The organism is Rheinheimera sp. MMS21-TC3 (assembly GCF_032229285.1).
Classification (GTDB): Bacteria; Pseudomonadota; Gammaproteobacteria; order Enterobacterales; family Alteromonadaceae; genus Alishewanella.
The window spans coordinates 1,821,609-1,844,367 of the sequence record NZ_CP135084.1; the positions used below are offsets into that span (position 1 = coordinate 1,821,609).

Genomic DNA, 22,759 nt, shown 5'->3' on the forward strand with positions numbered 1-22,759 from the left:
AAATGGCTACTGAAACTTACTTATTATTATCTGTCTCGGCTGGAACAATTAATGACCGCGACTCTGGCGAACCTATCGTTTGGGCTAACGTTGAAGTGGTAAACACTCGCGCCAAGTCTACTGGCCGTGATGGTAATGTCGCTTACGGCTCACCTCGCGTAAAGCTTAACCTTGTTGATGAAGAAACGGGGAAACCTAACATTCAACTAGCAAAGCGTTTAGAACACGCTAAATGCTATGGCCAGCCCGTTACTTTTGAAGGTGTTTTTGATGTTGTAAAACAAAAAGGTGAAGAAAAAATCAGCTTTATTATTTTTGATGCTCATTTTGATGCTAAGCCAGCCACTAAGGCCGCTAGCTAATGAGATACGTTCAGGCTTGCCCAACAACACCTGTTGAGGGTGTATGTCCTGAACCTTTAATTTGGGTTCAAACTGCCAGTGCGTTACCTCTAACGTATGGTGAATTTGTCCAAATAGTACCCGCATTAACTGCGGTTTTATTGGCTGCTTGGAGTATTAAAAAACTCTTAAAGTGGTTCTTTTAATTAATATTGGGGATTAATCCTATGAATAAAATGAAAGTTTTACTTTTAACTGCTGTTGGTTCTGTTGTTGCTTCTTCGCCTGTAATGGCTGCTATTGATGTATCAGCCGAAGCTACTGCTTTTCAAACTGACTTCACAGCCGCAGCCGCAACTATTGGCTCTGCGTTCTTAGCTGCTGGTTTCGCTGGTATTGTCTGGAAATGGGCTCGCGGTATGTTGTTCAGCTAATGTTTACGGCCGATGATGTTTTTATCATTGTCGGCCTTATGGCTCTTTATATTCTTTTTGACTCATAAGGCTAACACTAATGCAAAAAGCCCTGTTATTAGCCCTGATATTCGGGGCTTTTTTATTTTCATTACAAATAAATGCACAAGAAATAGAACCTGATCCTTATGTTCCAACGCCATTGGATTGTAAATCTGGTGAAACATGGCTGCCTTCATTACAGGCTTGCGGAATTGTAGCGCCTGAGCAAAGTTGCGATATAGTTAGTATTCGCGCTTCTTATCCGTTGCCAGCGGCATCTTATCCAACGTTAGAATCATATCATTCAGCAGTATTAAATCTAAATAATACTACTCCTCCTCCGAATTGCTCAGGTTTAGCTGTTGATGGTTCCAGAACTCAATCTGTATCAAAAACTGTTACGTCTAATTTAACTACTAATTGTCCATCACCTCTCCCACCTGACGGTGGAATTGTTACAGTAATTGAAAATGTAATTTATACAACAACGTACACTAGATTAAAAGCAACTCGCAATATGATTGGTCGTGATGACAAAGGTAATGCTATTTATTCTTGTGACATTACTCCAGCACCAGATCAAGTTTCTACAGAATCAACTACTCACCCAGTTGATTATATAGCAAGTGAAGAGATCGAATGCCCTATAACTCATCCAAACGGCCCATCATCAGCAGCCCCACCTTATGATCTTAACCAGTGGTGTTACCGCATACCTACTCAAGAATGCGACACTGAAACTGGCCTATGTGATGAAGAATGTGAAAAAGATGATTTTGGTAATTGTATTGTCCCTCCTGAAGATTGTTTTTTAACTGGTTCTGGTTCAGAAGTTTGTTATGCAGACCCTAATGAAAAATGTGATGTTGAATCAGTTAATGGTGAGCCTGTTTATTCTAATTGTGAAAGCGGCTGCGGTTTTGTTGGTGAAAATCTAGATAATTTTATCTGTGCTGACAAACCAGACTTGCCGAGCTTAGATGATTGCATAATTACAACAAACGGCTATGCCTGCCCCTCTGATATTCCTGAACCTAATGATGATATTACCGATCCTGATAAGCCAAACTCTGATATGAAAAAAAGAGATTTCAAAGACGTTTTAATCGGTGTAGAAACTAGGCAAGACGCAACTAATAAGCTCTTATCCGAACAAATAAAACGTGATCAAGACAACACAAACAAGCTTGCTGGAAAGTTAGATATTGGCAATAAAGCATTAAAAGGTATTGAAGATAACACAGGCTCGGCTGCTAAATCATTACGTGAAGGGCTTTACGGTGATGCGTTAGAAATTGATGATGGTACAGGCTCTTTATTATCTGATTTAGGTTTAACTGGTGATGAATCAATAACTGATTTAGAAAAAGGCACTGTTTCATTGAGTGATTACCGCGACCAATTCACTTGGTCTGCTGGTTCTTCAACTTGCCCCGCCCCTCGCTCGATGAATATTTTATATAAGAATTTTACTATTGATTGGCAACCATACTGCGATGCTTTTACCGTTATTGGTTATCTAATTAAAGCAGGTGCTTTATTTTTATCAGGTTTCATAGCTTTTGGAGTGCGTAAATAATGCCGTTAATTGCATGGCTTGGTGCTGCCTTAAGTACTTTATTTTTAAGCTGGAGAGTCTGGATTATTGCTTTTTTAGCAACTTCTTTAGGCCCTTATATTATCAATTTATTAGTTGGTGCTGGTGTGGGCTATGTCACCTATGAATTAGGTACTTTTGCATTAGACCAAGTATTTAATGAGGTTAAATCTGCATTATCTGGTGTTTCAGCCGATTTATTAACCTTTGTTTCAATAGCAAAAATTGATGAAGCTATGTCGATATTATTTGGCGGTTTAGCTGCTCGGCTTGCCTTATCTGGTTTTTCTTCTGTTACATCTGCTGGTAAAAGACGTGCCCCAACTTTAGGGAGTGACGGCTAATGCTTTATTTAAGAACGGGCTTGCCTGGTGCAAGTAAAACCCTAAATACACTTAAAGAAATTTGCCATGATAAACATTCCCAGGGACGAGAGATATTTTATAATAATATCAAGTTACTGATGCTTGATTTTGAGGTTTGTAATAGCTTTGCTGGTTGGTTTTATGGCTGTTATTTTCCATCTATAGGTGAAAAGCTTAAAAAACCAATTCAAAAAACCTTGCTTGAAATACATCAGGAGGGCGAATTGGCTTCTTTAGATACTTTCCCTCATTTAAGGTATTTATTTGATGCTTGGCTTGAAAATAAAGGTGATGTTGAATTATGGCTGTATTGGGTTAGGCGCGTTTATCCAGAGCGAGCCAGAAAAAAATTAGAACTCTATTTACAGTTGGCCGAAAAAGAGCACATTAATGTTGATTCACTAAAGCAATTTAATTTAGATTTTAGACATTTTTCTGAGCCTGCTCTGTGGTTTGAGTTACCACGCAATAGCATAATCATTATTGATGAATGTCAGCAAACTTTCCCGCCTCGCCCCGTTGGGGCTAAAGTACCTCGGCATTGTTCAGAGTTTGAAACGCATAGACATAAAGGCTGGGACATTCATTTAGTAACGCAAGATGCTAAGCTTATGGATAACCACGTTAGGCGGCTTACTGGTTGTCATGTTCATTACTTTAACCCGTTTAAATCTAGCCGTGTTACTCGTTATCAAGCTGATAAAGTATTCGATCAAGACGATTATTTTCAGAAAAAAAACACTATAAGCAGCATTATTAAACGTGATAAAGATTTTTATGGTTTGTATTGGTCTGCTGATGCTCACACTCATAAATTAGTAATACCCAAAAAATTACTTTTTGCTATTCCGCTCCCTTTTCTTGTTGTTTTTTTGGCTTGGCGTGTTGTGAATGGCTCTTGGTCATCTAATGAAGTGCAAGAACCGTTATCAGTTAATCATGTTCAACAAAATTCAAATTCACAAAATTCACAACCTACAAAAACCGATTTTGTTTTACCTGATATTAAGCCCCATTCATTGCTTTCTGCCGATACTCCTATTGGCCAGCTGTGTGATGAACTGATTTATGCAGGGTTTGAATTAAAAAAAGATAAATATGGCCGTTATAGTTCAGTTCATTTTTTTTCGTGTGAGCTACCGTACGATGAAAAAGAATCTAAAAATGACGATGAATTTATAAAACCTTCGTTAATTGTTGATGGCCACTATCTAAACCACTTAGGTTTTGATTTTCAATTCCTAAACCGTATGCCAATACTCACCTATAACGGCACTCAGTATATTTTCCCAAGATACTAACAGTTAACCAAGTCAGCATACTTTGATATAGTTATATTTTTTATAGGGATATAACTATGTCATTAAATTACACTAAATTATATTTTGTCATTATTGCCGCTATACTTACCGCTTTTTTTATTATCTTAGCTTTATTTGATTTATCTATTCGTTACGCTCTTAACGATTATGAGCATCGCATTCATGGTTTATTTAGTAGTAAACCAGCATTAATTATTCCTCAGCACTCAGCTGGCTTACAGAGAGATTTAAATAAATTACCTTCACTATCTGCACCCCAGCCGCAAAAAAAAGAACTAACAACAGCTGAAAAGCAAAGAATAGCTGCAAAAGAAAATGATATAAAACTTTGTAAATTTTGGACTGAGCAGTATAAAAAAGACAATTTACCTTCTTCTGATTTACATCGTAAAACTGCATGCGCTAGGGCTTATGCTAAATAAATGGCCGAAGGCCATGATAGCGAGCATCGACTGGAAGGAGACGCGTAGCGGAAGCCAAACAATCTTGATGCAATAAATTACTAATCCGCGTAGCTTTTCTTGATGCTTCAATTCGCCCCGTTCGCGCCCTGATAGACAAACAGGCGAAGCCTGATAAAGCCCGCTGCAAGCGACATCATTTCGCTTTAGCGTTCCGCAACTTGTTGCGTTAATTCTCGCGCCTTCTTAGGCGCTCACCATCTTGCGCGTTCTCACGCGCGCATTTTTTCTTTTATTCTTGGCGCGTCTCCGCGCCTGCGATTTTTCCGCCAAAGCCTCATAATGATAAGTTATCAGGCATCAGCGCGACAGACAGACAGACGCGAGGCGGCTGGCTGGCGTGCTGCTTTTTAGTTCGGAGTCCTATTACATCCGAACTGACTCACGACATCGTTAGTATTTAGGTAATAAAGGACACTTTTCTGTTTTTTACGACCGAAGGGAGTAAACATATAAAAAAGCCGTTTCCAATAAAAACGGCTTTTCACATGTAAATATCTGATTTAAAACAATTTATTTAACATAAAATCTGCATTATGGGATATTATAATGTAATTTAAATTAGCTGTAAATATTGCTAAAAATGGATTATCAGTAGTTGTGTTTAAAAGCAATTTTAGATGGTTGGCGTTATCAACTTAGATTAAAAATGACCACAACACCATTTATGTTACTTATTTTACTTTTAAGCTAACTTTTTAATCAAAGCTTTTGTCTTGGCTTGCTTCTTCATGGGTTACGCCGTCGCGGATATGATAAATACGTTTAAAGGTGGGAATAATTTTCTCATCATGCGTAACAACGATAATGGCGGTTTGATATTTAGCGGCCATGTTATTTAAAATGCGAATAACCGTTATGGCCCGCTCTGAATCTAAAGGTGCTGTGGGTTCGTCGGCTAAAATAATAGGTGGGCGATTTACAAGGCCACGGGCAATGGCTACGCGTTGCTGCTCGCCGCCTGACAATTGTGCTGGCATGGCTTTAGCGCGATGTTTCATTATTAATGCCGGCTAACATGGGTAATAACGCTACATTGTCGGTGACATCTAAAAACGGAATTAGATACGGTGCTTGAAATACAAAGCCTATTTTATCTCTGCGCAACGCTCGTAAATCTTTAACTTTCCAACCTTGATCATAAATAACCTCATTATTTAAGATCATTTTGCCTGCTGTGGGATCAATAATAGCGCCTAAACATTTTAGTAAGGTGCTTTTTCCTGAGCCTGAAGGACCAATTAAGCCAACTACTTCGCCAGGTGCAACATGCATGTTTACATCTTTTAAAGCATAAAATGCCGTATCACCTGAACCATAGCGCTTTTTTAAGCCTTGGATAGTGCCAATAAATAAAGTGGCAGCAGCTTGATTGTCTAAGCTTGGCGATAACTCAGCACATTGCTTACCTTGTTCAAGCAGCTTAATTAATCGCTCGGAATAGCGTTTAATTAAAGTTTGTACCATCATTTTAGCCGGTGTTGATTCTGAACGTTGTAGCTCACCAAACATCATTCTTGGCACGCCAGGATGCTCGGCGACAAACTCAATATGCGCCATAAACATCGCTTCTAAAGCCGCTAATGGCGAGTCAAGCCCCTTAGCAGAATGCTCTATTCTGGTTAATAGCTTATCCGCTACCCACCCCATAACCGCTAACCAGATAGCTTCTTTATTAGGAAAGTGACGAAATAAAGCGCCTTGAGTCAGCTTCATATGCTTAGCTATTGCTGCAGTTGTAATTTCGCTTGGATTTTGCGAACCAGCAAGTCGGATAACAGATTCAACGGTTACCGCTTTGCGCGCTTCAGCCGGTAGATTTTTTGTTTGCTGTTCCATAACAACCCCATAAGATAATAATTGATTACTGTCTTATGGGGTTGTTAATTATTAAGCAAGCAGTTTATAGAGCAGAGTTATTGTTTGTTAGCAGCTAACTCAGCAACAATAGCATTAAGGGCAACTAATGGATTAGCTGCTTTAGTAATAGGCCGGCCTATTACCATATAATCTACCCCTGCTGTTAAGGCCTGACTTGGTGTCATTATACGCTTTTGGTCATCTTGGCTGCTGCTAGCGGGCCTAATACCTGGGGTAATTAAATTAAACTCTGTACCTAGCAATTGTTTTAATTGCACCGCTTCGTGGGCTGAACAAACTACCCCATCTAAGCCAGATTGTTGAGTAAGTTTCGCTAACCGCATTACTTGCTCGGCAATACTATGATTAATACCTAGCTCTGTAAGATCACTTTGCTCCATACTGGTTAGAATAGTCACGGCTATTAAAAGCGGCTTATCAGTACCAAAACGGGTTAAAGCTTCACCTGCAGCTGTCATCATTTTACTGCCACCACTGGCATGGACATTAACCATCCAAACGCCTAAATCTGCTGCTGCAGTCACGGCTTTAGCGACCGTATTAGGAATATCGTGAAACTTTAAATCTAAAAATACATCGAATTTACGTGATTGTAAGTCGCTAACAAACTGCGGCCCAAAATGGGTAAACATTTCTTTGCCCACTTTTAATCGACATAAACTTGGATCTAATTGACTCACTAAATTAAGTGCATCGGCTTTTTTTTCAAAGTCTAAAGCGACTACGATAGGCGTCTGACAAGACATGATAATACTGTTTCCTTATTTAACGACCATCAATACCACTAATTGGCTCAACGGTTTCCCATTGCTGGCAAGATGGACATAACCAATATTGTTTACGGGTTTTAAAACCACAGTTACGACAACTAAATAAAACTTTTTTATCTAAATAAGCCTGAACTAAGCCTTCAATTGAAGATAAATATTCAAATGCTAAGCTTGACTGCTGTTGCCGTACTTGTAATAGCTTTTGGAATAAACGAATGCTGGGCTGTTGCTTTACTTGGTCTAGTAGTAATTGCTCGGCTACTGTTGCTGTACCTTGCTCGGCTAACCAATCGCTTAACATGGCTATCGCTGTTATATTGTGTTGTTTATTAGCTAAGCCACTTAGCAATTGATACCATTCATCTTGCTCGAATGGACATTGTAATAGCAGTGGCAGTAACTCTGCGCTCCACTGTGGCTTAAGCTGAACAATATGTAAAAATGCCGATTTTGCCAGCTTCAAGTCTGCCTTATCTAAAGCGACTAAACCTAATTCATATTTAGGTCTTATAGCTTGTGGATACTGTTTAGCAATACTACTTAGGGTAGTTGGGGTAGCTGTTTTATTAACTTGTGCAGCCTCAACTAGCATATTAGCCATAGTAATATGTAAGGTATTAGCACTGGTTGCGGCTACGGCTTGACTATAGAGTTCTGCTTTATGCCACTCTTGGGTTGCTATAAAGATGCTAAATAACTGTCTGAGTGCTAGCTCGGCTAATTTAGGTGATTTAACTAAGCTAACTAATAAGTTTTCTGCGCGATCATATAAACCAGCTGAGAAGTAATCTTTAGCTAATTCAAATTGAATTTGTTGTGCTTGTGGCTTAGGTAATTTTAAATGGTGCAGCTTCTCGTGGATACGAATAGCTTTATCCCAATCGCCTTTACGACGAAATAAGGTCGCTAAGGCTAAATAGGTTTCTATAGTAGCGGCTTCGATATCTAGCAATTCTAATAATTGCTCTATCGCTTTATCTTCTTGATCGGTTAGTAAAAAATTAAGGCCAGATGATAGATTGCGGGTAATACTGGCTCTACCCTTTAATTCTTTATGTTTAGTGCTGTTTCTGCCCATAAACCAGCCATAAGCGGCGGCTACCGGTAATAACAAAAATAGCAGTTCTTGCATAAAATTAGGCGTTATCCGTCGACTTTTTTAGCAAGCCTTTAGCTTTACGTTGTAAACTAAACAACATAGCGATAAGCATCCCAAGCACAATGCCTAATAGTAAGAATATTAGCGCTATATCAACAACACGAAGAGGCATACTGACTATAAGTAAGTTAAGTTCAGTAAGTTGTTGATTAATTGAGCCAAACATTATCCCGAGGAAAATTAGGGATAAAATAAAAAGTATAAAAAGTATTCTGCGCAAGTGTAGCTCCGTTTACGCCCGATACCTAATAATTAAAGGTGATCAGATGTTATTTATTACTCTGTCACGTAATTCTTTTCCTGGTTTAAAGTGTGGTACGTATTTACCGTCTAATTCTACTTTTTCACCGGTTTTAGGATTACGTCCAACACGTGGTGCACGATAGTGTAACGAAAAGCTACCAAAACCACGAATTTCAATACGCTCGTTACTAGATAACGATTGTGCCATTTGCTCTAGAATTTCTTTAACTGAGGCCTCAACATCTTTGACCTGAATATGGGGGAAATCAGTAGCTAATTTTTCAATTAATTCAGACTTGGTCATAGACCCTCCAGCATAGTTGCAAATTATTAAAGCAGGAGGCAAATGCCCCCTGCCTTGCTAGCAATTAATCCTGCTTTTGAGCAGCTTTAAATGCATCAGCCATAGCGTTACTACCAAAATCAGCTTCTTCTTGCTTCTTATTGACAGTTTCCATAGCTTCTTTTTCTTCGACTTCGAACTTAGCTTTGATTGACAGGCTGATTACGCGGTTTTTGCGATCAACACCCATTAAACGAGCTTCAACTTCTTCGCCAACTTTTAGAACAGTAGAGGCATCTTCAGTACGCTCACGCGCAATATCAGATACACGGATATAACCTTCTACTGCGCCTTGCAACATTACTGTAGCGCCTTTAGCGTCAACGGCAGTTACTTCACCTTTAACGATAGCACCTTTTTTGTTGTCGGCAAGGTAATCGTTAAATGGATCTTCATCCATTTGCTTGATACCTAAAGAAATACGCTCGCGCTCTGGGTCAACTTGTAATACAACAGCGTGTACTTCGTCGCCTTTCTTGAAATCACGAACGGCTTCTTCACCAGTTGCGTTCCAAGAAATATCAGATAAGTGTACTAAACCATCGATACCGCCGTCTAAGCCGATAAAGATACCAAAGTCAGTGATTGACTTGATCTTACCGCTAACACGATCGTTTTTGTTGAAGCCCTTAGCAAATTCTTCCCAAGGGTTAGCTTTACATTGTTTCAGACCTAAAGAAATACGACGACGTTCTTCGTCAATTTCTAGAACCATAACTTCCACTGAATCACCTAAGTTAACAACTTTAGATGGGTGGATGTTTTTGTTAGTCCAATCCATTTCTGAAACGTGTACTAAACCTTCAACGCCTTCTTCGATTTCAACGAAACAACCGTAGTCTGTCAGGTTAGTTACGCGACCAGTGATGCGAGCACCTTCTGGGTAACGAGAAGCGATAGCAGCCCATGGATCTTCACCCATTTGCTTAAGACCTAAAGAAACACGTTGCTTCTCGCGATCAAATTTTAATACTTTAACTGGGATTTCATCACCCACGTTAACAATTTCGCTTGGGTGCTTAACGCGCTTCCATGCCATATCTGTGATATGTAGTAAGCCGTCTACGCCACCTAAGTCTACGAAAGCACCGTAGTCAGTTAAGTTTTTAACAATACCCTTAACTTCCATGCCTTCTTCCAGAGTTTCTAACAACTGGTCACGTTCATGGCTGCTTTCTGATTCGATAACAGCACGGCGTGAAACAACAACGTTGTTACGCTTCTGGTCTAACTTAATGACTTTGAACTCAAGATCTTTGTTCTCTAGGTGCAAAGTATCGCGTACTGGACGTACGTCAACTAATGAACCCGGTAAGAATGCACGAATACCGTCAACTTCAACTGTGAAACCACCTTTAACTTTACCAGTGATAACACCGATTACAGTTTCTTTTTCTTCACAGGCTTTTTCTAAACGTACCCAAGATTCATGACGCTTAGCTTTTTCGCGAGATAATAAAGTTTCACCGAAACCATCTTCAATCGCGTCAAGTGCTACATCAATGATATCGCCTACGCTTACTTCGATTTCACCGTTTGCCGCTTTAAACTGCTCTACAGGAATAGCCGCTTCAGACTTAAGGCCAGCATCGACCATAACAACGTCTTTTAATATAGCAACAACTGTACCTTTAACGATAGAGCCAGGACGGGTTTCGATTGTGTTGAGGCTTTCCTCAAACATTTGTGCAAAATTTTCAGTCATATTCACTTTTTCAGTTAAGTGCACCACAGATCATCATGTTCGTGTGGGGTTACTAAATTTACCTGTTAAATCCATTTAGCAGGCTGTCCAAAATGTGGTTTAAGCGTGATTTATACTAATGCAGGGAGTTTTAAACCTGCATAATCCAGCACCTCTGCCAACACTTGTTCAATTGATTTATCAGTGGAATCTAGGATATAAGCATCTGCAGCGGGTTTAAGCGGTGCAGTAGCACGATTAATATCGCGCTCATCTCTTGCCTGAATTTCACTCAAAAGGTCGCTGATATTAACATCATGGTCTTTGGCTTTCAACTCTAAATATCTGCGATTGGCGCGCTCTTCAGGGGTAGCGGTTAAAAATATTTTAACGATGGCTTTTGGAAACACGACTGTACCCATGTCACGACCATCCGCAACTAGGCCGGGTGCTTCGGCAAAAGCCCGCTGTCGGCGTAATAAGGCTTCTCTTACTCTTGGTAATGAGGCTATGGTTGAGGCTACCATACCAACCTTTTCTGTACGGATAGTATTAGTGACATTTTCACCCTCTAAGATGATGCGAATATTGCCTTGTTCGTCACTGGTAAATTGAACATCTAAATGTGCGGCTAAAGGCTGTAAAGCGTCTTCATCATCGTATGCGATATGGTGATGCATAGCGGCGAGTGCAAGTACCCGATAAATAGCACCACTGTCTAGTAGTTTCCAACCCAATCGTTGAGCTAATAAACGGCAGATAGTGCCTTTCCCCGATCCTCCGGGTCCATCAATGGTAATCACAGCTGCGTTATGTGGCATCCTACCCCCTTGGCTATAGTGCTTTTACAATGCTTAAATTTAAAATCGCCGTATTATACAGTTTTTAAAGTATAAGTTCTTGGTTTTTACCCCTGAGCTAACTGTTTAAAGACATTAAAATAGTTAGGAAATGTTTTAGTCGTACAATCTGGATCTTCAATGGTAACTGCAGTATCACTAAGCGCCACTAAAGAAAAACACATCGCCATACGATGATCGTTATAGGTAGCGATACTGGCATGTTTAAGCTGACTAGGTGGGCTGATTTTTAAATAATCAGTGCCTTCTTCAACTGTTGCCCCTACTTTTCTTAGCTCGGTTGCCATAGCCGCTAAGCGATCAGTTTCTTTTACTCGCCAGTTATAAACATTGCGAATAATAGTATCGCCTTTAGCAAACAAAGCAGTGGTAGCAATAGTCATAGCAGCATCAGGTATAGCATTATAATCGCGGTCGATACCAGTCAAAGTGTTACGCGTAACCTTAATGTAGTCTTCTCCCCACTCTACATCGGCGCCCATTGCCTCTAAGGCATCTGCAAAATAAATATCACCTTGGACCGCATTTTTACCAATACCTGTTACCGTTACGCTACCGCCTTTAATAGCCGCTGCAGCCAAAAAGTAAGAGGCCGATGAGGCATCGCCTTCAACTAAACATGCCCCTGGTGATTGATACTGTTGCTGGCCTTTAATGCTAAAGCTTTTATAGTCATTATTTATGACAGTGACGCCAAAACGCTGCATTAATGCTAAGGTAATATCAATGTAGGGTTTAGACACTAAGTCGCCAATAATGCTAATGTCACTATCGCTTTTTAATAACGGTGCCACCATTAACACTGCAGTTAAAAATTGGCTAGATATAGAGCCATCAATAGCAATTTGACCACCATTTAATGGTTTGCCGTTTATTTGTAAAGGAGGAAAGCCTGCTTGTTGCAAATAATTAATATCGGCTTGCCAACCAGCTAAAGCATCGACTAAATGGCCAATAGGCCTTTCATACATGCGCGGCTCACCGACTAAAGTAACGTTAACATCTGATGCCGCTAAAGCTGCTGTCAATGGCCGCATAGCGGTACCGGCATTGCCTAAAAATATTTCTAAGGGTTGGTCACTTTTAAACAGGCCGCCTAAACCTTGCATAACACAATGGGTACGACAGTCGGATAACTGATAATTAACCCCTAGTCTGGTTAAGGCATTAAGCATATGCTTCACATCATCGCTATCAAGCAAATTACTGATGTTAGTTTCACCTTGGGCCAAAGCAGCCAGTAGCAATACTCGATTAGAAATACTTTTAGAGCCAGGTAAATGTACTACACCTGATATAGCACTGATGGGAGTTAAGGTTAAAGTCTTCATCCGTTAACGCGCTCAAATTCTTGCATAAAGCTAATTAACATTTGTACGCCCTCTATAGGCATAGCGTTATAGATACTAGCACGCATGCCACCGACCATACGGTGACCTTTAAGTGCTAATAAGCCATGGTGTTCAGCTTGCTCTAAAAAAGCGTCATTTAATCTGTCGTCAGCTAACAAAAATGGCACATTCATCCACGAGCGATAAGCAAGATCGACATCATTATGATAAAAATCACTTTTATCAATAAAATCATAAAGTAGAGATGATTTTTTTTGGTTACGCGTTGCCATTTCAGTTACGCCACCTTGTTGTTTTAACCATTTAAAGACTAAACCGGCTAAATACCATGCAAAGGTAGGTGGTGTGTTATACATGCTGTCGTGTTCAGCCGCTAAACGATAATCTAAAACTGAGGGAATACTGTTATTTGCTGCAGGTAATAAGTCTTCACGTACTATGGCTATGGATAATCCTGATGGGCCAATATTCTTTTGAGCACCGGCATAGATAATACCGTAGCGGCTAACATCTATTGGCCGTGACAATATAGTCGATGACAGATCTGCAATGATAGGTTTATCAGTAGTAGGCAAACTGGTGAACTCTAAACCATCAACGGTTTCATTTGGGCAACAGTGAACATAGTTTGCTGCAGAGCTTATTTGCCACTGCTCTGGCGCAACTAAACTGCGTAGGCCCAAATCAGATTGGCAACGAATATCGATAGCCTTGATCTGACCATATTTTTCAGCTTCAGCAACGGCTGATTTAGACCAAGCACCTGAGATAAAGTAATCAGCACCCTGCTCTGATTTATTGCCATTTGTAGGCTGGAGTAAGTTTAATGGCACTGCCGAAAACTGGCCGCGGCCACCACCATGCATAAACAGCACTTTGTAGTTTGTAGGAATATTTAGTAAGTCTCGCAGGTCTTGCTCAGCTTGCGCTGCCATAGATACAAAACTATCACTGCGATGACTAACTTCCATCACCGAGCAACCTTGTTGTTGCCAATTTAATAGCTCTTGTTGTGCTTGTTGCATAACAGCTGCGGGCAACATAGCTGGACCGGCACAAAAATTAAAGCTAGTCATTATTTACTCGCTCCTAAAACTAAAAGCGAGCACTATTGCGCTCGCTTTTTTATATTTAATAACAAGGGTTATTGGGCTGGATCTTCAGTTTCGTCAGCATCTTGAATAACATCATCTGACGCATCTGTAGCTGTGGTATCAGCATTAACTTCTGTATCTTCTGCTATTATTTCAGTTGTTTCTGCCTCAGCTGCAATTTCTTCTTCGCTTAATTGAATTTCATCAATTCTTGCTAAACCAACCACTTTCTCTTGGTCTATAGTACGAATTAGAATGACGCCTTGGGTGTTACGACCAACCTCAGACACTTCGCTAACACGGGTACGTACTAAGGTACCACGGTTAGAAATCATCATAATTTCGTCCATATTGCTTACTTGGGTCGCACCAATCACTAAACCGTTACGCTCAGAGACTTTAATAGATACCACACCTTGAGTAGCACGGTTTTTAGCAGGGTATTCAGATAATGCAGTACGCTTACCGTAACCATTTTCAGTAACCGTTAAAATGGGGCTATCGCCATTAGGAATAATTAACGAGACAACAGAACCGCCTTCACGTAAACGGATACCGCGTACACCTGTGGCGGTACGGCCCATACTACGAACTTGCTCTTCAGCAAAACGTACTACTTTACCGTCATCTGAGAACAACATAATTTCATTGCTACCGTCAGTTAAACCAACATCTATTAGGTGATCACCTTCATTAAGGTTAACCGCAATAATACCGTTAGCGCGTGGACGAGAGTACTCAGTTAATGCTGTCTTTTTAACAGTACCATTTGCTGTTGCCATAAAGACGTATTTACCTTCTTCGTATTCACGAACCGGTAAAATGGCGTTAATACGTTCACCATCTTCCAGTGGCAGTATATTAATAATTGGCTTACCGCGAGCAGTACGGCTAGCAAGTGGTAATTGATACACTTTCAGCCAATACATACGGCCTCGGGTCGAGAAGCATAAGATGGTATCATGAGTACTAGCTATAAGTAGTTTATCTACAAAGTCTTCATCTTTTACGGTTGTTGCCGCTTTACCTCTACCGCCACGACGCTGAGCTTCGTAGTCAGATAAAGCTTGATACTTGGCATAACCTAAGTGAGAAAGCGTTACAACAACATCTTCTTCAGTAATTAAATCTTCCATGTTGATATCAAGCATATTATCTTGAATATCAGTACGGCGCTCATCACCATATTGGGCTTTAGCGGCTTCTAGCTCTTCACAAATTACTTCCATTAAACGCGCCGGCGTATTAAGAATGTGTAAAAGTTCTGCTATAAGTTCTAATAACTGTTTATATTCGTCTAGAATCTTTTCATGTTCTAAACCAGTAAGTCTATGTAGACGTAAATCTAAAATAGCTTGGGCTTGTTGTTCAGTTAAGAAATATTGGTTATCACGAATACCAAAGTGTTCTTCTAACCACTCAGGACGAGCGGCATCTTGGCCAGCGCGCTCAAGCATGGCACTAACATCGCCTAATAACCAACCGCGCTCAACTAAACTTACTTTAGCTTCTGCTGGGCTGTTTGATTTTTTAATTAGCTCGATAATTTCATCAATATTTGCTAAAGCAATCGCTAGGCCTTCTAAAATATGTGCTCTATCGCGAGCTTTACGCAAATCAAATACGGTACGACGGGTAACCACTTCACGACGGTGTAAGATAAAGCATTCTAACATGGCTTTTAAACCAAGCAGTTTAGGTTGGCCTCTATCTAATGACACCATATTAATGCCAAACACCGCTTGCATCTGGGTATTGCGGTACAGCTGATTTAGCATAACTTCTGATGATTCACCGCGTTTAAGCTCTATAACAATGCGCATACCGTCTTTATCAGACTCGTCACGTAATGCTGAGATACCTTCGATGCGTTTCTCTTTTACTAGCTCGGCTATTTTTTCAATTAAACGGGCTTTGTTAACTTGATATGGGATCTCATTAACAATAATGGTTTCACGACCAGTGTTTTCATCCGTTTCTATTTCGGTTTTAGCACGAATATAAACTTTACCGCGGCCTGTGGCATAGGCTTCTTCAATACCTTTGCGACCATTAATAATACCGGCAGTTGGGAAGTCTGGGCCTGGGATATGTTGCATTAGTTCATGCAACTCTATATCGGGGTTAGCTATAATGGCTAAGCAGCCATTAATCACTTCAGTAATATTATGTGGCGGAATATTGGTCGCCATACCTACAGCTATACCAGATGAACCGTTAATTAATAAATTAGGGATCTTAGTGGGCATAACTTCAGGGATCAGCTCTGTACCATCATAGTTAGGTACAAAGTCGACGGTTTCTTTATCAAGATCAGCTAATAACTCATGAGCAATGCGTGCCATTCTTACTTCGGTATAACGCATTGCCGCTGCAGAGTCGCCGTCAACAGAACCAAAGTTACCTTGGCCATCAACTAACATATAGCGTAATGAAAAAGGCTGAGCCATACGAACTATTGTATCGTAAACAGCACTGTCGCCGTGTGGGTGATATTTACCAATAACGTCACCTACCACACGGGCAGATTTTTTATAGGCTTTATTCCAATCATTACCCAGTTCTTTCATCGCAAATAATACGCGACGGTGAACCGGTTTTAACCCATCCCTTACGTCTGGTAAGGCACGGCCGACAATGACACTCATTGCATAGTCGAGGTAGGAGTTTTTTAGCTCATCTTCGATATTAATAGGAACTATTTCTTTGGCCAGATCTGTCATAAAACGCTAATTTCCCTTAAATCAGATAGATAACTCGCTTTTATCTGTATTATCTAGTGCGAGGCAACACGTGATTCTACCACATAAAATTAAGCTTGCCATGTTTCAGTGCTAGCTTTAATTTGTGGATTAGTTTGCTGTAATAGATCAAGGCTTTATAATAGGCAAAAATCTATAGGCAAACATATATGACCATTCATACTAATGTAGATCCAGCAGAAATTGCTAAATTTAATGATATTGCTTCACGCTGGTGGGATCCCGCCGGTGAATTTAAACCCTTACATTTATTAAACCCGGTTCGGCTAAGTTACATTAGTGACCAGGTGCAAGGCCTTTTTGGCAAAGCTATCATAGATGTTGGCTGTGGCGGCGGAATCTTAGCTGAAAGCATGGCTAAAGCCGGGGCGAATGTCAGTGGTATTGATATGGCTGAAGACTCGCTAACAGTAGCTAAACTGCATGCTTTAGAAGCGAGTGTAGAAGTTAATTATCAACAAAGTACCGCTGAAAGCTATGCAGCAGAGTATGCCGAACAATTTGATATCGTCACTTGTATGGAGATGCTTGAGCATGTGCCAGAGCCAATGTCAGTTATTCAAGCTTGCGCCGACTTAGCTAAGCCAGGAGGCTGGTTATTTTTTTCAACCTTAAATAAAAGCTGGAAAGCTTGGGCCTTAGCTATTGTAGCTGCAGAGCGTGTGTTAAAGCTTGTGCCGCAAGGGACACATGAGTTTGATAAGTTTATTCGTCCTTCAACTTTAATGCGCTTTATTGAACAAGCTGGCTTGGAAGTAGTTGACACTACAGGCTTACATTATAATCCTTTAACAGAAAGCTTTAAAACTGGCCCCGGTGTTGATGTCAATTACATTGTCGTCGCAAAAAAGCCAGAATAAAATTTTATTTCTTTCCTTAATCCCCTCTTGCTTAGTGCAGGCTTATACTTGCATCAAGCTAAGGGGGTTAGTAGCTACTAACTCAAATAATTAAGCTTAACCAGATATTTTTTTTGCTATTGCAAAAGCTCGCTATGACTATTAACCTTGATTAAGTTGTCAAACTTATCTGTAAAATCTAAATATCACACCCTAATAAAAAAGACTTTGGCTCTAGCTTGCAACAATGCCTTTAACACACTATATTGTGATCACTTTTTAGAATTCATCTATATGTTGTGTAAATCGGCAGCAGTAACTGCTGTTTTACTAGTCGTGCAACGCTGTTGTATAAGTCTTAAAAGACTAAGATGAAACTAAGCCACTAATTTAATAATGGAACTATGTAGCGATGACTCAATCTCTTTACGTGTCAAAACGTGACGGCCGCCGTGAACCCTTAGACCTAGATAAAATCCACCGAGTTATAGACTGGGCCGCGGAAGGTTTATCTAATGTGTCGGTATCTCAAGTTGAACTAAAATCGCATATTCAGTTTTATGATGGTATTAAAACAGAAGATATTCACGAAACGATTATTAAATCTGCCGCTGACTTAATTTGTAAAGATAGCCCTGACTATCAATACTTGGCAGCTCGTTTAGCTGTATTTCATTTACGCAAGAAAGCCTATGGTCAATTTGAGCCACCAGCCTTATATAGCCATGTAGTAAAAATGGTTAAAAACAACCGTTACGATAGCCATATTCTTGAAGACTATAGCGAAGCTGAGTTAGTCCAATTAGATAGTTATATTGATCATAGCCGTGATTTAAACTTTAGCTACGCAGCTGTTAAGCAGCTAGAAGGTAAGTATTTAGTTCAAAACCGCGTTAGTGGTGAAATATACGAAAGTGCTCAGTTCTTATATATGCTAGTGGCAGCTTGCTTATTTGCTAACTACCCTAAATCGACCCGTTTAGATTATGTTCGCCGTTTTTACGATGCTTGTTCACTGTTTAAATTGTCGTTACCAACACCAATTATGGCTGGTGTGCGTACACCAACGCGTCAGTTTAGCTCTTGTGTTTTAATTGAATGTGATGACAGCTTAGATTCAATTAATGCTGCTTCTAGCGCTATAGTTAAGTATGTAAGCCAACGCGCTGGTATTGGTATTAATGCTGGCCGTATCCGTGCTTTAGGCAGCCCAATTCGTAATGGTGAAGCTTTTCATACTGGTTGCATTCCGTTTTATAAACATTTTCAAACGGCTGTTAAAAGTTGCTCGCAAGGTGGTGTACGTGGTGGTGCGGCCACCCTATTCTATCCATTATGGCACTTAGAAGTTGAGTCATTATTAGTATTAAAAAATAACCGTGGTGTGGAAGAAAACCGTGTTCGTCATTTAGACTACGGGGTGCAATTTAACCGCTTAATGTATACCCGTTTAATAAAAGATGACTATATCACTTTATTTAGCCCATCAGACGTACCTGGGTTATACGATGCATTTTTTGAAGATCAAGAAAAGTTTGAGCAGCTTTATGTAAAATACGAAGCCGATAGTAGCATTCGTAAAAAACGTATCAAGGCAATAGAGTTATTTACCTTATTTATGCAAGAACGTGCTAGTACAGGCCGTATTTATTTGCAAAACGTAGATCACTGTAATACCCACAGCCCGTTTAATCCTAAAGTGGCACCGGTAAGACAAAGTAACTTATGTCTTGAAATTGCTTTACCTACTAAGCCTTTAAATAACGTTAATGATCCTGAGGGCGAAATTGCTCTTTGTACCTTATCTGCTTTTAACTTAGGTGCCATTGAAGATTTATCTGAATTAGAAGAATTAGCAGAACTTGCAGTACGTTCGCTTGATAGCTTATTAGACTATCAAGACTACCCTATTCCAGCGGCTTACCATGCCACTATGAATCGTCGTACTTTAGGTGTTGGTGTTATTAACTATGCCTATTATCTGGCTAAAAATGGCGTTAAATACTCAGATGGCTCTGCTAATGCGTTAACCCATCGTACTTTTGAAGCTATTCAGTATTACTTACTTAAAGCTTCAAACAAATTAGCGAAAGAATTTGGTCCATGTTTAAAGTTTGCCGAAACTACTTATGCCGACGGTATTTTACCAATTGATACTTATAAAAAAGATTTAGATAAAATTTGTGCAGAGCCACTGCAATTAGATTGGGAACAGCTAAGAACACAAATAACAACTCATGGCTTGCGTAACTCAACCCTAACGGCGTTAATGCCATCAGAAACCTCATCGCAAATTTCTAACGCGACCAATGGTATTGAGCCACCTCGTGGCCACATTAGTATTAAAGCCAGTAAAGACGGTATTTTAAAGCAAGTAGTTCCAGAGTATGAGCGATTAAAAGATCAGTATGAATTATTATGGGAACTGCCTAATAACGATGGCTATATTGCATTAGTGGCTATCATGCAAAAGTTTGTTGATCAGGCTATTTCTGCCAATACCAGTTATGACCCAAACAAGTTTGGCGGCGGTAAAGTGCCAATGAAAGTGTTATTAAAAGATTTACTTACTGCTTATAAACTAGGTGTTAAAACCTTGTATTACCACAATACGCGTGATGGTGCTTCAGATATACAAGATGATATGCAAGCTGAGTCAGATGATGACTGTGCAGGCGGCGCTTGTAAAATTTAATCGATTACTGCAGGCGAATTTTGCGTCTGCAGTTTGGTTTTATGACTAATTTAGGAAGAGACATGGCCAAGCCGTATACTACTTTTAATCAAAAAATTAATGATCAACTTAAAGAACCAATGTTTTTTGGTAATGCAATTAATGTATCGCGCTATGATCAGCAAAAATTTAATGTTTTTGAAAAGTTAATCGAAAAACAATTAAGCTTCTTTTGGCGTCCAGAAGAAATTGATGTCAGTAAAGATCGGATCGATTTTCAAAACTTACCTGAACATGAAAAACATATTTTTATCAGTAATCTGCAGTACCAAACCTTATTAGATTCTGTCCAAGGTCGTTCACCTAATATGGCTTTTTTGCCTATTGTATCCTTACCTGAGCTTGAAACTTGGATTGAAACTTGGGCCTTTAGCGAAACTATCCATAGCCGAAGTTATACTCATATAGTGCGTAATATCACCTCCGAACCGCATAAAGTGTTTGATGATATTATGCTTAACGAAAAAATATTAGAGCGCGCTAAAGATGTTACGCGTTACTATGATTCGTTAATTGATGGTATTAATTTATACCAGCGTTGCGGTGAAGGTACCCACACTATTAATGGTGAATCCCATACCATTAACCTGCGTGAATTAAAACGACGTTTATATTTATGCATGATGTCAGTTAACGTGCTTGAGGCTATACGTTTCTATGTTAGCTTTGCTTGCAGCTTTGCTTTTGCCGAGCGTGAACTCATGGAAGGTAATGCAAAAATCATCCGCTTAATTGCCCGTGATGAAGCCTTACACTTAACAGGCACCCAGCATATTATAAATATTATGGCTGCGGGCGAAGATGATCCTGAAATGGCTATAGTGGCAAAAGAGTGTGAAGAAGAAGCTTATGCTATCTTCCGTATTGCAGCAGAGCAAGAAAAAGAGTGGGCTAGCTATCTATTTAAAGATGGTTCAATGATTGGTTTAAATAAAGATATTCTCTGCCAGTATGTAGAGTACTTAACCAATACCCGAATGAAAGCCTTAGGCATGAAGCCTATGTTTAGCACTACGCAAAACCCTATTCCATGGATTAATACTTGGCTAGTTTCTGATAATGTGCAAGTAGCACCACAAGAAACTGAAATTAGCTCGTACTTAGTAGGCCAAATAGATAATGAAGTCGATAGCGCAGAGTTTGGTGACTTTGATCTGTAAGCTTGATGTACAAAGTTAATATAACAGGCGCGGCTAGCATTGATTTTGATGGTAGCCGCCGCACTATACTTGAAGTAATTGAACAGCAACAACCCGATATCAATTATCAGTGTCGAGAGGGGTATTGCGGGGCTTGTCGCTGTAAATTAATAACTGGTAAGATAAAATACCTTAACGAACCCTTAGCCTTTGTCCGTCAAGGTGAATTTTTACCCTGTTGTAGTATTCCACTAACAAATATTGATATTGAAATTCCCTGAGTATCTGGTAATTTTCACCTTGATCCCTCAGACTGTAACCACCTATGCCCTGTTACTAGGAGCACCTAAATGAAAGTGTTGTTGTTACTTATTGCATCCAGTTTGGCCTCTGCTGACTTATCACATTACGAACAGTTATTAGCAAAATCTCAATTTACAGAGTTAGAGCAGCAGCTAATTAAGCAGCCAGAATATAAGCAAGATCAAGGCTTACTTATCATTTATGCACGGGCGTTAATTAATCAACAACGTTATGAAGATGCCAATACTTTATTAAATTATGCTATAGAGCAATTCCCAAATAGTAGCGAGCTGAACTATTTAGCTGGTTTAAGTAAAATTCGATTAGCTAGTGATGGCAATATATTTTCAGCTAAAGAGCGAGCAAAGCGTGGTGAAGCTTTATTACAAAAAGCGATTAGTTTAGCACCAGAGCATTATCCTGCCCGTCAGGCACTTATTGATTTTTATAGTATAGCCCCTGCTGCTGCTGGTGGAGACAAGGAATTGGCTCAAGCTATGGCACAACAAATGGCTAAAGATAATCCCGACCAAGGTTTACTGGCAGAAAGTCGGATCTTGATAAACAATAAAAAACCTAATGAAGCTTTAACCCTACTCACTACTATGATGCCAAAGCCACCAACTGTCCGTTTATTGATGCGTAAAGCTCAGCTAGAAAGTGAGTTAGCAATATATGATGAAGCCTTTAGTAGTTATAAATTAGCGGCAGAGTATTCAACTGATTTAACCGATAAATATAATGCGCTATATCATATAGGTCGCTTAGCTGTAATAGCCGATCAAGACGCAACACTTGGTATTACTGCCTTACAACAATATTTAGAGTTTTATCAAGATAGTGAAAATAAAACTATCCCTTGGGCAATATTACGCTTAGCACAATTGATGTATCGTACTGGGGATAATTATGAGGCTAGCTTATTAGTTAGTAAACTAACTACGGTACAGATGGCTGACGAAAACTTTAATCTAATTTTATTGAGCTTAACCAGTGCAATTAAATCTAAGTCTGGCCAAACTGACCCAGATCCAATGCCTAAGCAAGATTAAACA

Annotated in this window: 20 protein-coding genes and 2 pseudogenes; 11 read left to right on the forward strand and 11 right to left on the reverse strand. The window is 39.7% G+C overall.

Features of this window, described 5'->3' with window-relative positions; translation table 11 throughout:
* Nucleotides 1-2: 2 nt before the first annotated feature.
* The 6 genes from RDV63_RS09030 to RDV63_RS09055 all read left to right on the forward strand — a co-directional run bounded on the left by RDV63_RS09030 (nucleotide 3) and on the right by RDV63_RS09055 (nucleotide 4,502).
* Complete coding sequence (locus RDV63_RS09030; RefSeq protein ID WP_313909174.1) at nucleotides 3-362, forward strand: hypothetical protein; 360 nt, start codon at nucleotides 3-5, stop codon at nucleotides 360-362.
* A gap of 206 nt (nucleotides 363-568) precedes the next feature.
* Nucleotides 569-775, forward strand: a complete 207-nt coding sequence (locus RDV63_RS09035; protein WP_313909175.1) for a hypothetical protein — start codon at nucleotides 569-571, stop codon at nucleotides 773-775.
* A 79-nt stretch (nucleotides 776-854) separates the two neighbouring features.
* Nucleotides 855-2,375: a virulence factor TspB C-terminal domain-related protein gene (locus RDV63_RS09040; RefSeq protein ID WP_313909176.1), complete on the forward strand. Its 1,521-nt coding sequence runs from the start codon at nucleotides 855-857 to the stop codon at nucleotides 2,373-2,375.
* Nucleotides 2,375-2,737: a DUF2523 domain-containing protein gene (locus RDV63_RS09045; protein WP_313909177.1), complete on the forward strand. Its 363-nt coding sequence runs from the start codon at nucleotides 2,375-2,377 to the stop codon at nucleotides 2,735-2,737. Before RDV63_RS09040 ends, RDV63_RS09045 begins: the two co-directional genes overlap by 1 nt.
* Nucleotides 2,737-4,059: a zonular occludens toxin domain-containing protein gene (locus RDV63_RS09050; RefSeq protein WP_313909178.1), complete on the forward strand. Its 1,323-nt coding sequence runs from the start codon at nucleotides 2,737-2,739 to the stop codon at nucleotides 4,057-4,059. The genes RDV63_RS09045 and RDV63_RS09050 overlap by 1 nt, the downstream gene beginning before the upstream one ends.
* Before the next feature lie 56 nt (nucleotides 4,060-4,115).
* Entirely contained in the window at nucleotides 4,116-4,502 is a 387-nt protein-coding gene (locus tag RDV63_RS09055; RefSeq protein WP_313909179.1) for a hypothetical protein, read from the forward strand.
* 737 nt (nucleotides 4,503-5,239) lie between these two features.
* Here RDV63_RS09055 and RDV63_RS09060 read toward each other — a convergent pair.
* From RDV63_RS09060 to gyrA, 11 genes and pseudogenes are all read right to left on the reverse strand, one after another.
* A pseudogene (locus tag RDV63_RS09060) lies at nucleotides 5,240-5,816 on the reverse strand (ABC transporter ATP-binding protein).
* Between the two features lie 54 nt (nucleotides 5,817-5,870).
* Nucleotides 5,871-6,380: pseudogene (locus RDV63_RS09065) on the reverse strand (TetR/AcrR family transcriptional regulator); the annotation flags it as partial.
* A gap of 77 nt (nucleotides 6,381-6,457) precedes the next feature.
* Nucleotides 6,458-7,171 (reverse strand): orotidine-5'-phosphate decarboxylase, encoded by a 714-nt coding sequence (gene pyrF / locus RDV63_RS09070; RefSeq protein ID WP_313910398.1) that lies wholly within the window; start codon nucleotides 7,169-7,171, stop codon nucleotides 6,458-6,460.
* Between the two features lie 16 nt (nucleotides 7,172-7,187).
* Nucleotides 7,188-8,324, reverse strand: coding sequence for an N-acetylglucosaminyl transferase (locus RDV63_RS09075; protein WP_313909180.1), 1,137 nt, complete (start codon nucleotides 8,322-8,324; stop codon nucleotides 7,188-7,190).
* 4 nt (nucleotides 8,325-8,328) lie between these two features.
* Nucleotides 8,329-8,571 (reverse strand): DUF1049 domain-containing protein, encoded by a 243-nt coding sequence (locus RDV63_RS09080; protein ID WP_313909181.1) that lies wholly within the window; start codon nucleotides 8,569-8,571, stop codon nucleotides 8,329-8,331.
* A 42-nt stretch (nucleotides 8,572-8,613) separates the two neighbouring features.
* Nucleotides 8,614-8,898, reverse strand: a complete 285-nt coding sequence (gene ihfB, locus RDV63_RS09085) for an integration host factor subunit beta (RefSeq protein ID WP_313909182.1) — start codon at nucleotides 8,896-8,898, stop codon at nucleotides 8,614-8,616.
* Between the two features lie 64 nt (nucleotides 8,899-8,962).
* Nucleotides 8,963-10,642, reverse strand: coding sequence for a 30S ribosomal protein S1 (rpsA, locus tag RDV63_RS09090; protein ID WP_313909183.1), 1,680 nt, complete (start codon nucleotides 10,640-10,642; stop codon nucleotides 8,963-8,965).
* A 110-nt stretch (nucleotides 10,643-10,752) separates the two neighbouring features.
* Nucleotides 10,753-11,442 (reverse strand): (d)CMP kinase, encoded by a 690-nt coding sequence (cmk, locus tag RDV63_RS09095; protein WP_313909184.1) that lies wholly within the window; start codon nucleotides 11,440-11,442, stop codon nucleotides 10,753-10,755.
* Nucleotides 11,443-11,528: 86 nt separating this feature from the next.
* Complete coding sequence (gene aroA, locus RDV63_RS09100) at nucleotides 11,529-12,812, reverse strand: 3-phosphoshikimate 1-carboxyvinyltransferase (protein ID WP_313909185.1); 1,284 nt, start codon at nucleotides 12,810-12,812, stop codon at nucleotides 11,529-11,531.
* Nucleotides 12,809-13,909 (reverse strand): 3-phosphoserine/phosphohydroxythreonine transaminase, encoded by a 1,101-nt coding sequence (gene serC / locus RDV63_RS09105; RefSeq protein ID WP_313909186.1) that lies wholly within the window; start codon nucleotides 13,907-13,909, stop codon nucleotides 12,809-12,811. Before serC ends, aroA begins: the two co-directional genes overlap by 4 nt.
* Nucleotides 13,910-13,977: 68 nt before the next feature.
* Entirely contained in the window at nucleotides 13,978-16,650 is a 2,673-nt protein-coding gene (gene gyrA / locus RDV63_RS09110) for a DNA gyrase subunit A (RefSeq protein WP_313909187.1), read from the reverse strand.
* 188 nt (nucleotides 16,651-16,838) lie between these two features.
* Between gyrA and ubiG the strand changes: the two genes are divergently transcribed.
* From ubiG to RDV63_RS09135, 5 genes are all read left to right on the forward strand, one after another.
* Nucleotides 16,839-17,549: a bifunctional 2-polyprenyl-6-hydroxyphenol methylase/3-demethylubiquinol 3-O-methyltransferase UbiG gene (ubiG, locus tag RDV63_RS09115; RefSeq protein WP_313909188.1), complete on the forward strand. Its 711-nt coding sequence runs from the start codon at nucleotides 16,839-16,841 to the stop codon at nucleotides 17,547-17,549.
* A 391-nt stretch (nucleotides 17,550-17,940) separates the two neighbouring features.
* Entirely contained in the window at nucleotides 17,941-20,223 is a 2,283-nt protein-coding gene (gene nrdA / locus RDV63_RS09120) for a class 1a ribonucleoside-diphosphate reductase subunit alpha (protein ID WP_313909189.1), read from the forward strand.
* Nucleotides 20,224-20,285: 62 nt separating this feature from the next.
* On the forward strand, nucleotides 20,286-21,422 hold the full coding sequence (gene nrdB, locus RDV63_RS09125; RefSeq protein WP_313909190.1) for a class Ia ribonucleoside-diphosphate reductase subunit beta: 1,137 nt from the start codon (nucleotides 20,286-20,288) through the stop codon (nucleotides 21,420-21,422).
* A gap of 5 nt (nucleotides 21,423-21,427) precedes the next feature.
* Complete coding sequence (gene yfaE / locus RDV63_RS09130) at nucleotides 21,428-21,682, forward strand: class I ribonucleotide reductase maintenance protein YfaE (protein ID WP_313909191.1); 255 nt, start codon at nucleotides 21,428-21,430, stop codon at nucleotides 21,680-21,682.
* A 69-nt stretch (nucleotides 21,683-21,751) separates the two neighbouring features.
* Complete coding sequence (locus RDV63_RS09135) at nucleotides 21,752-22,756, forward strand: hypothetical protein (protein WP_313909192.1); 1,005 nt, start codon at nucleotides 21,752-21,754, stop codon at nucleotides 22,754-22,756.
* Nucleotides 22,757-22,759: the final 3 nt, after the last annotated feature.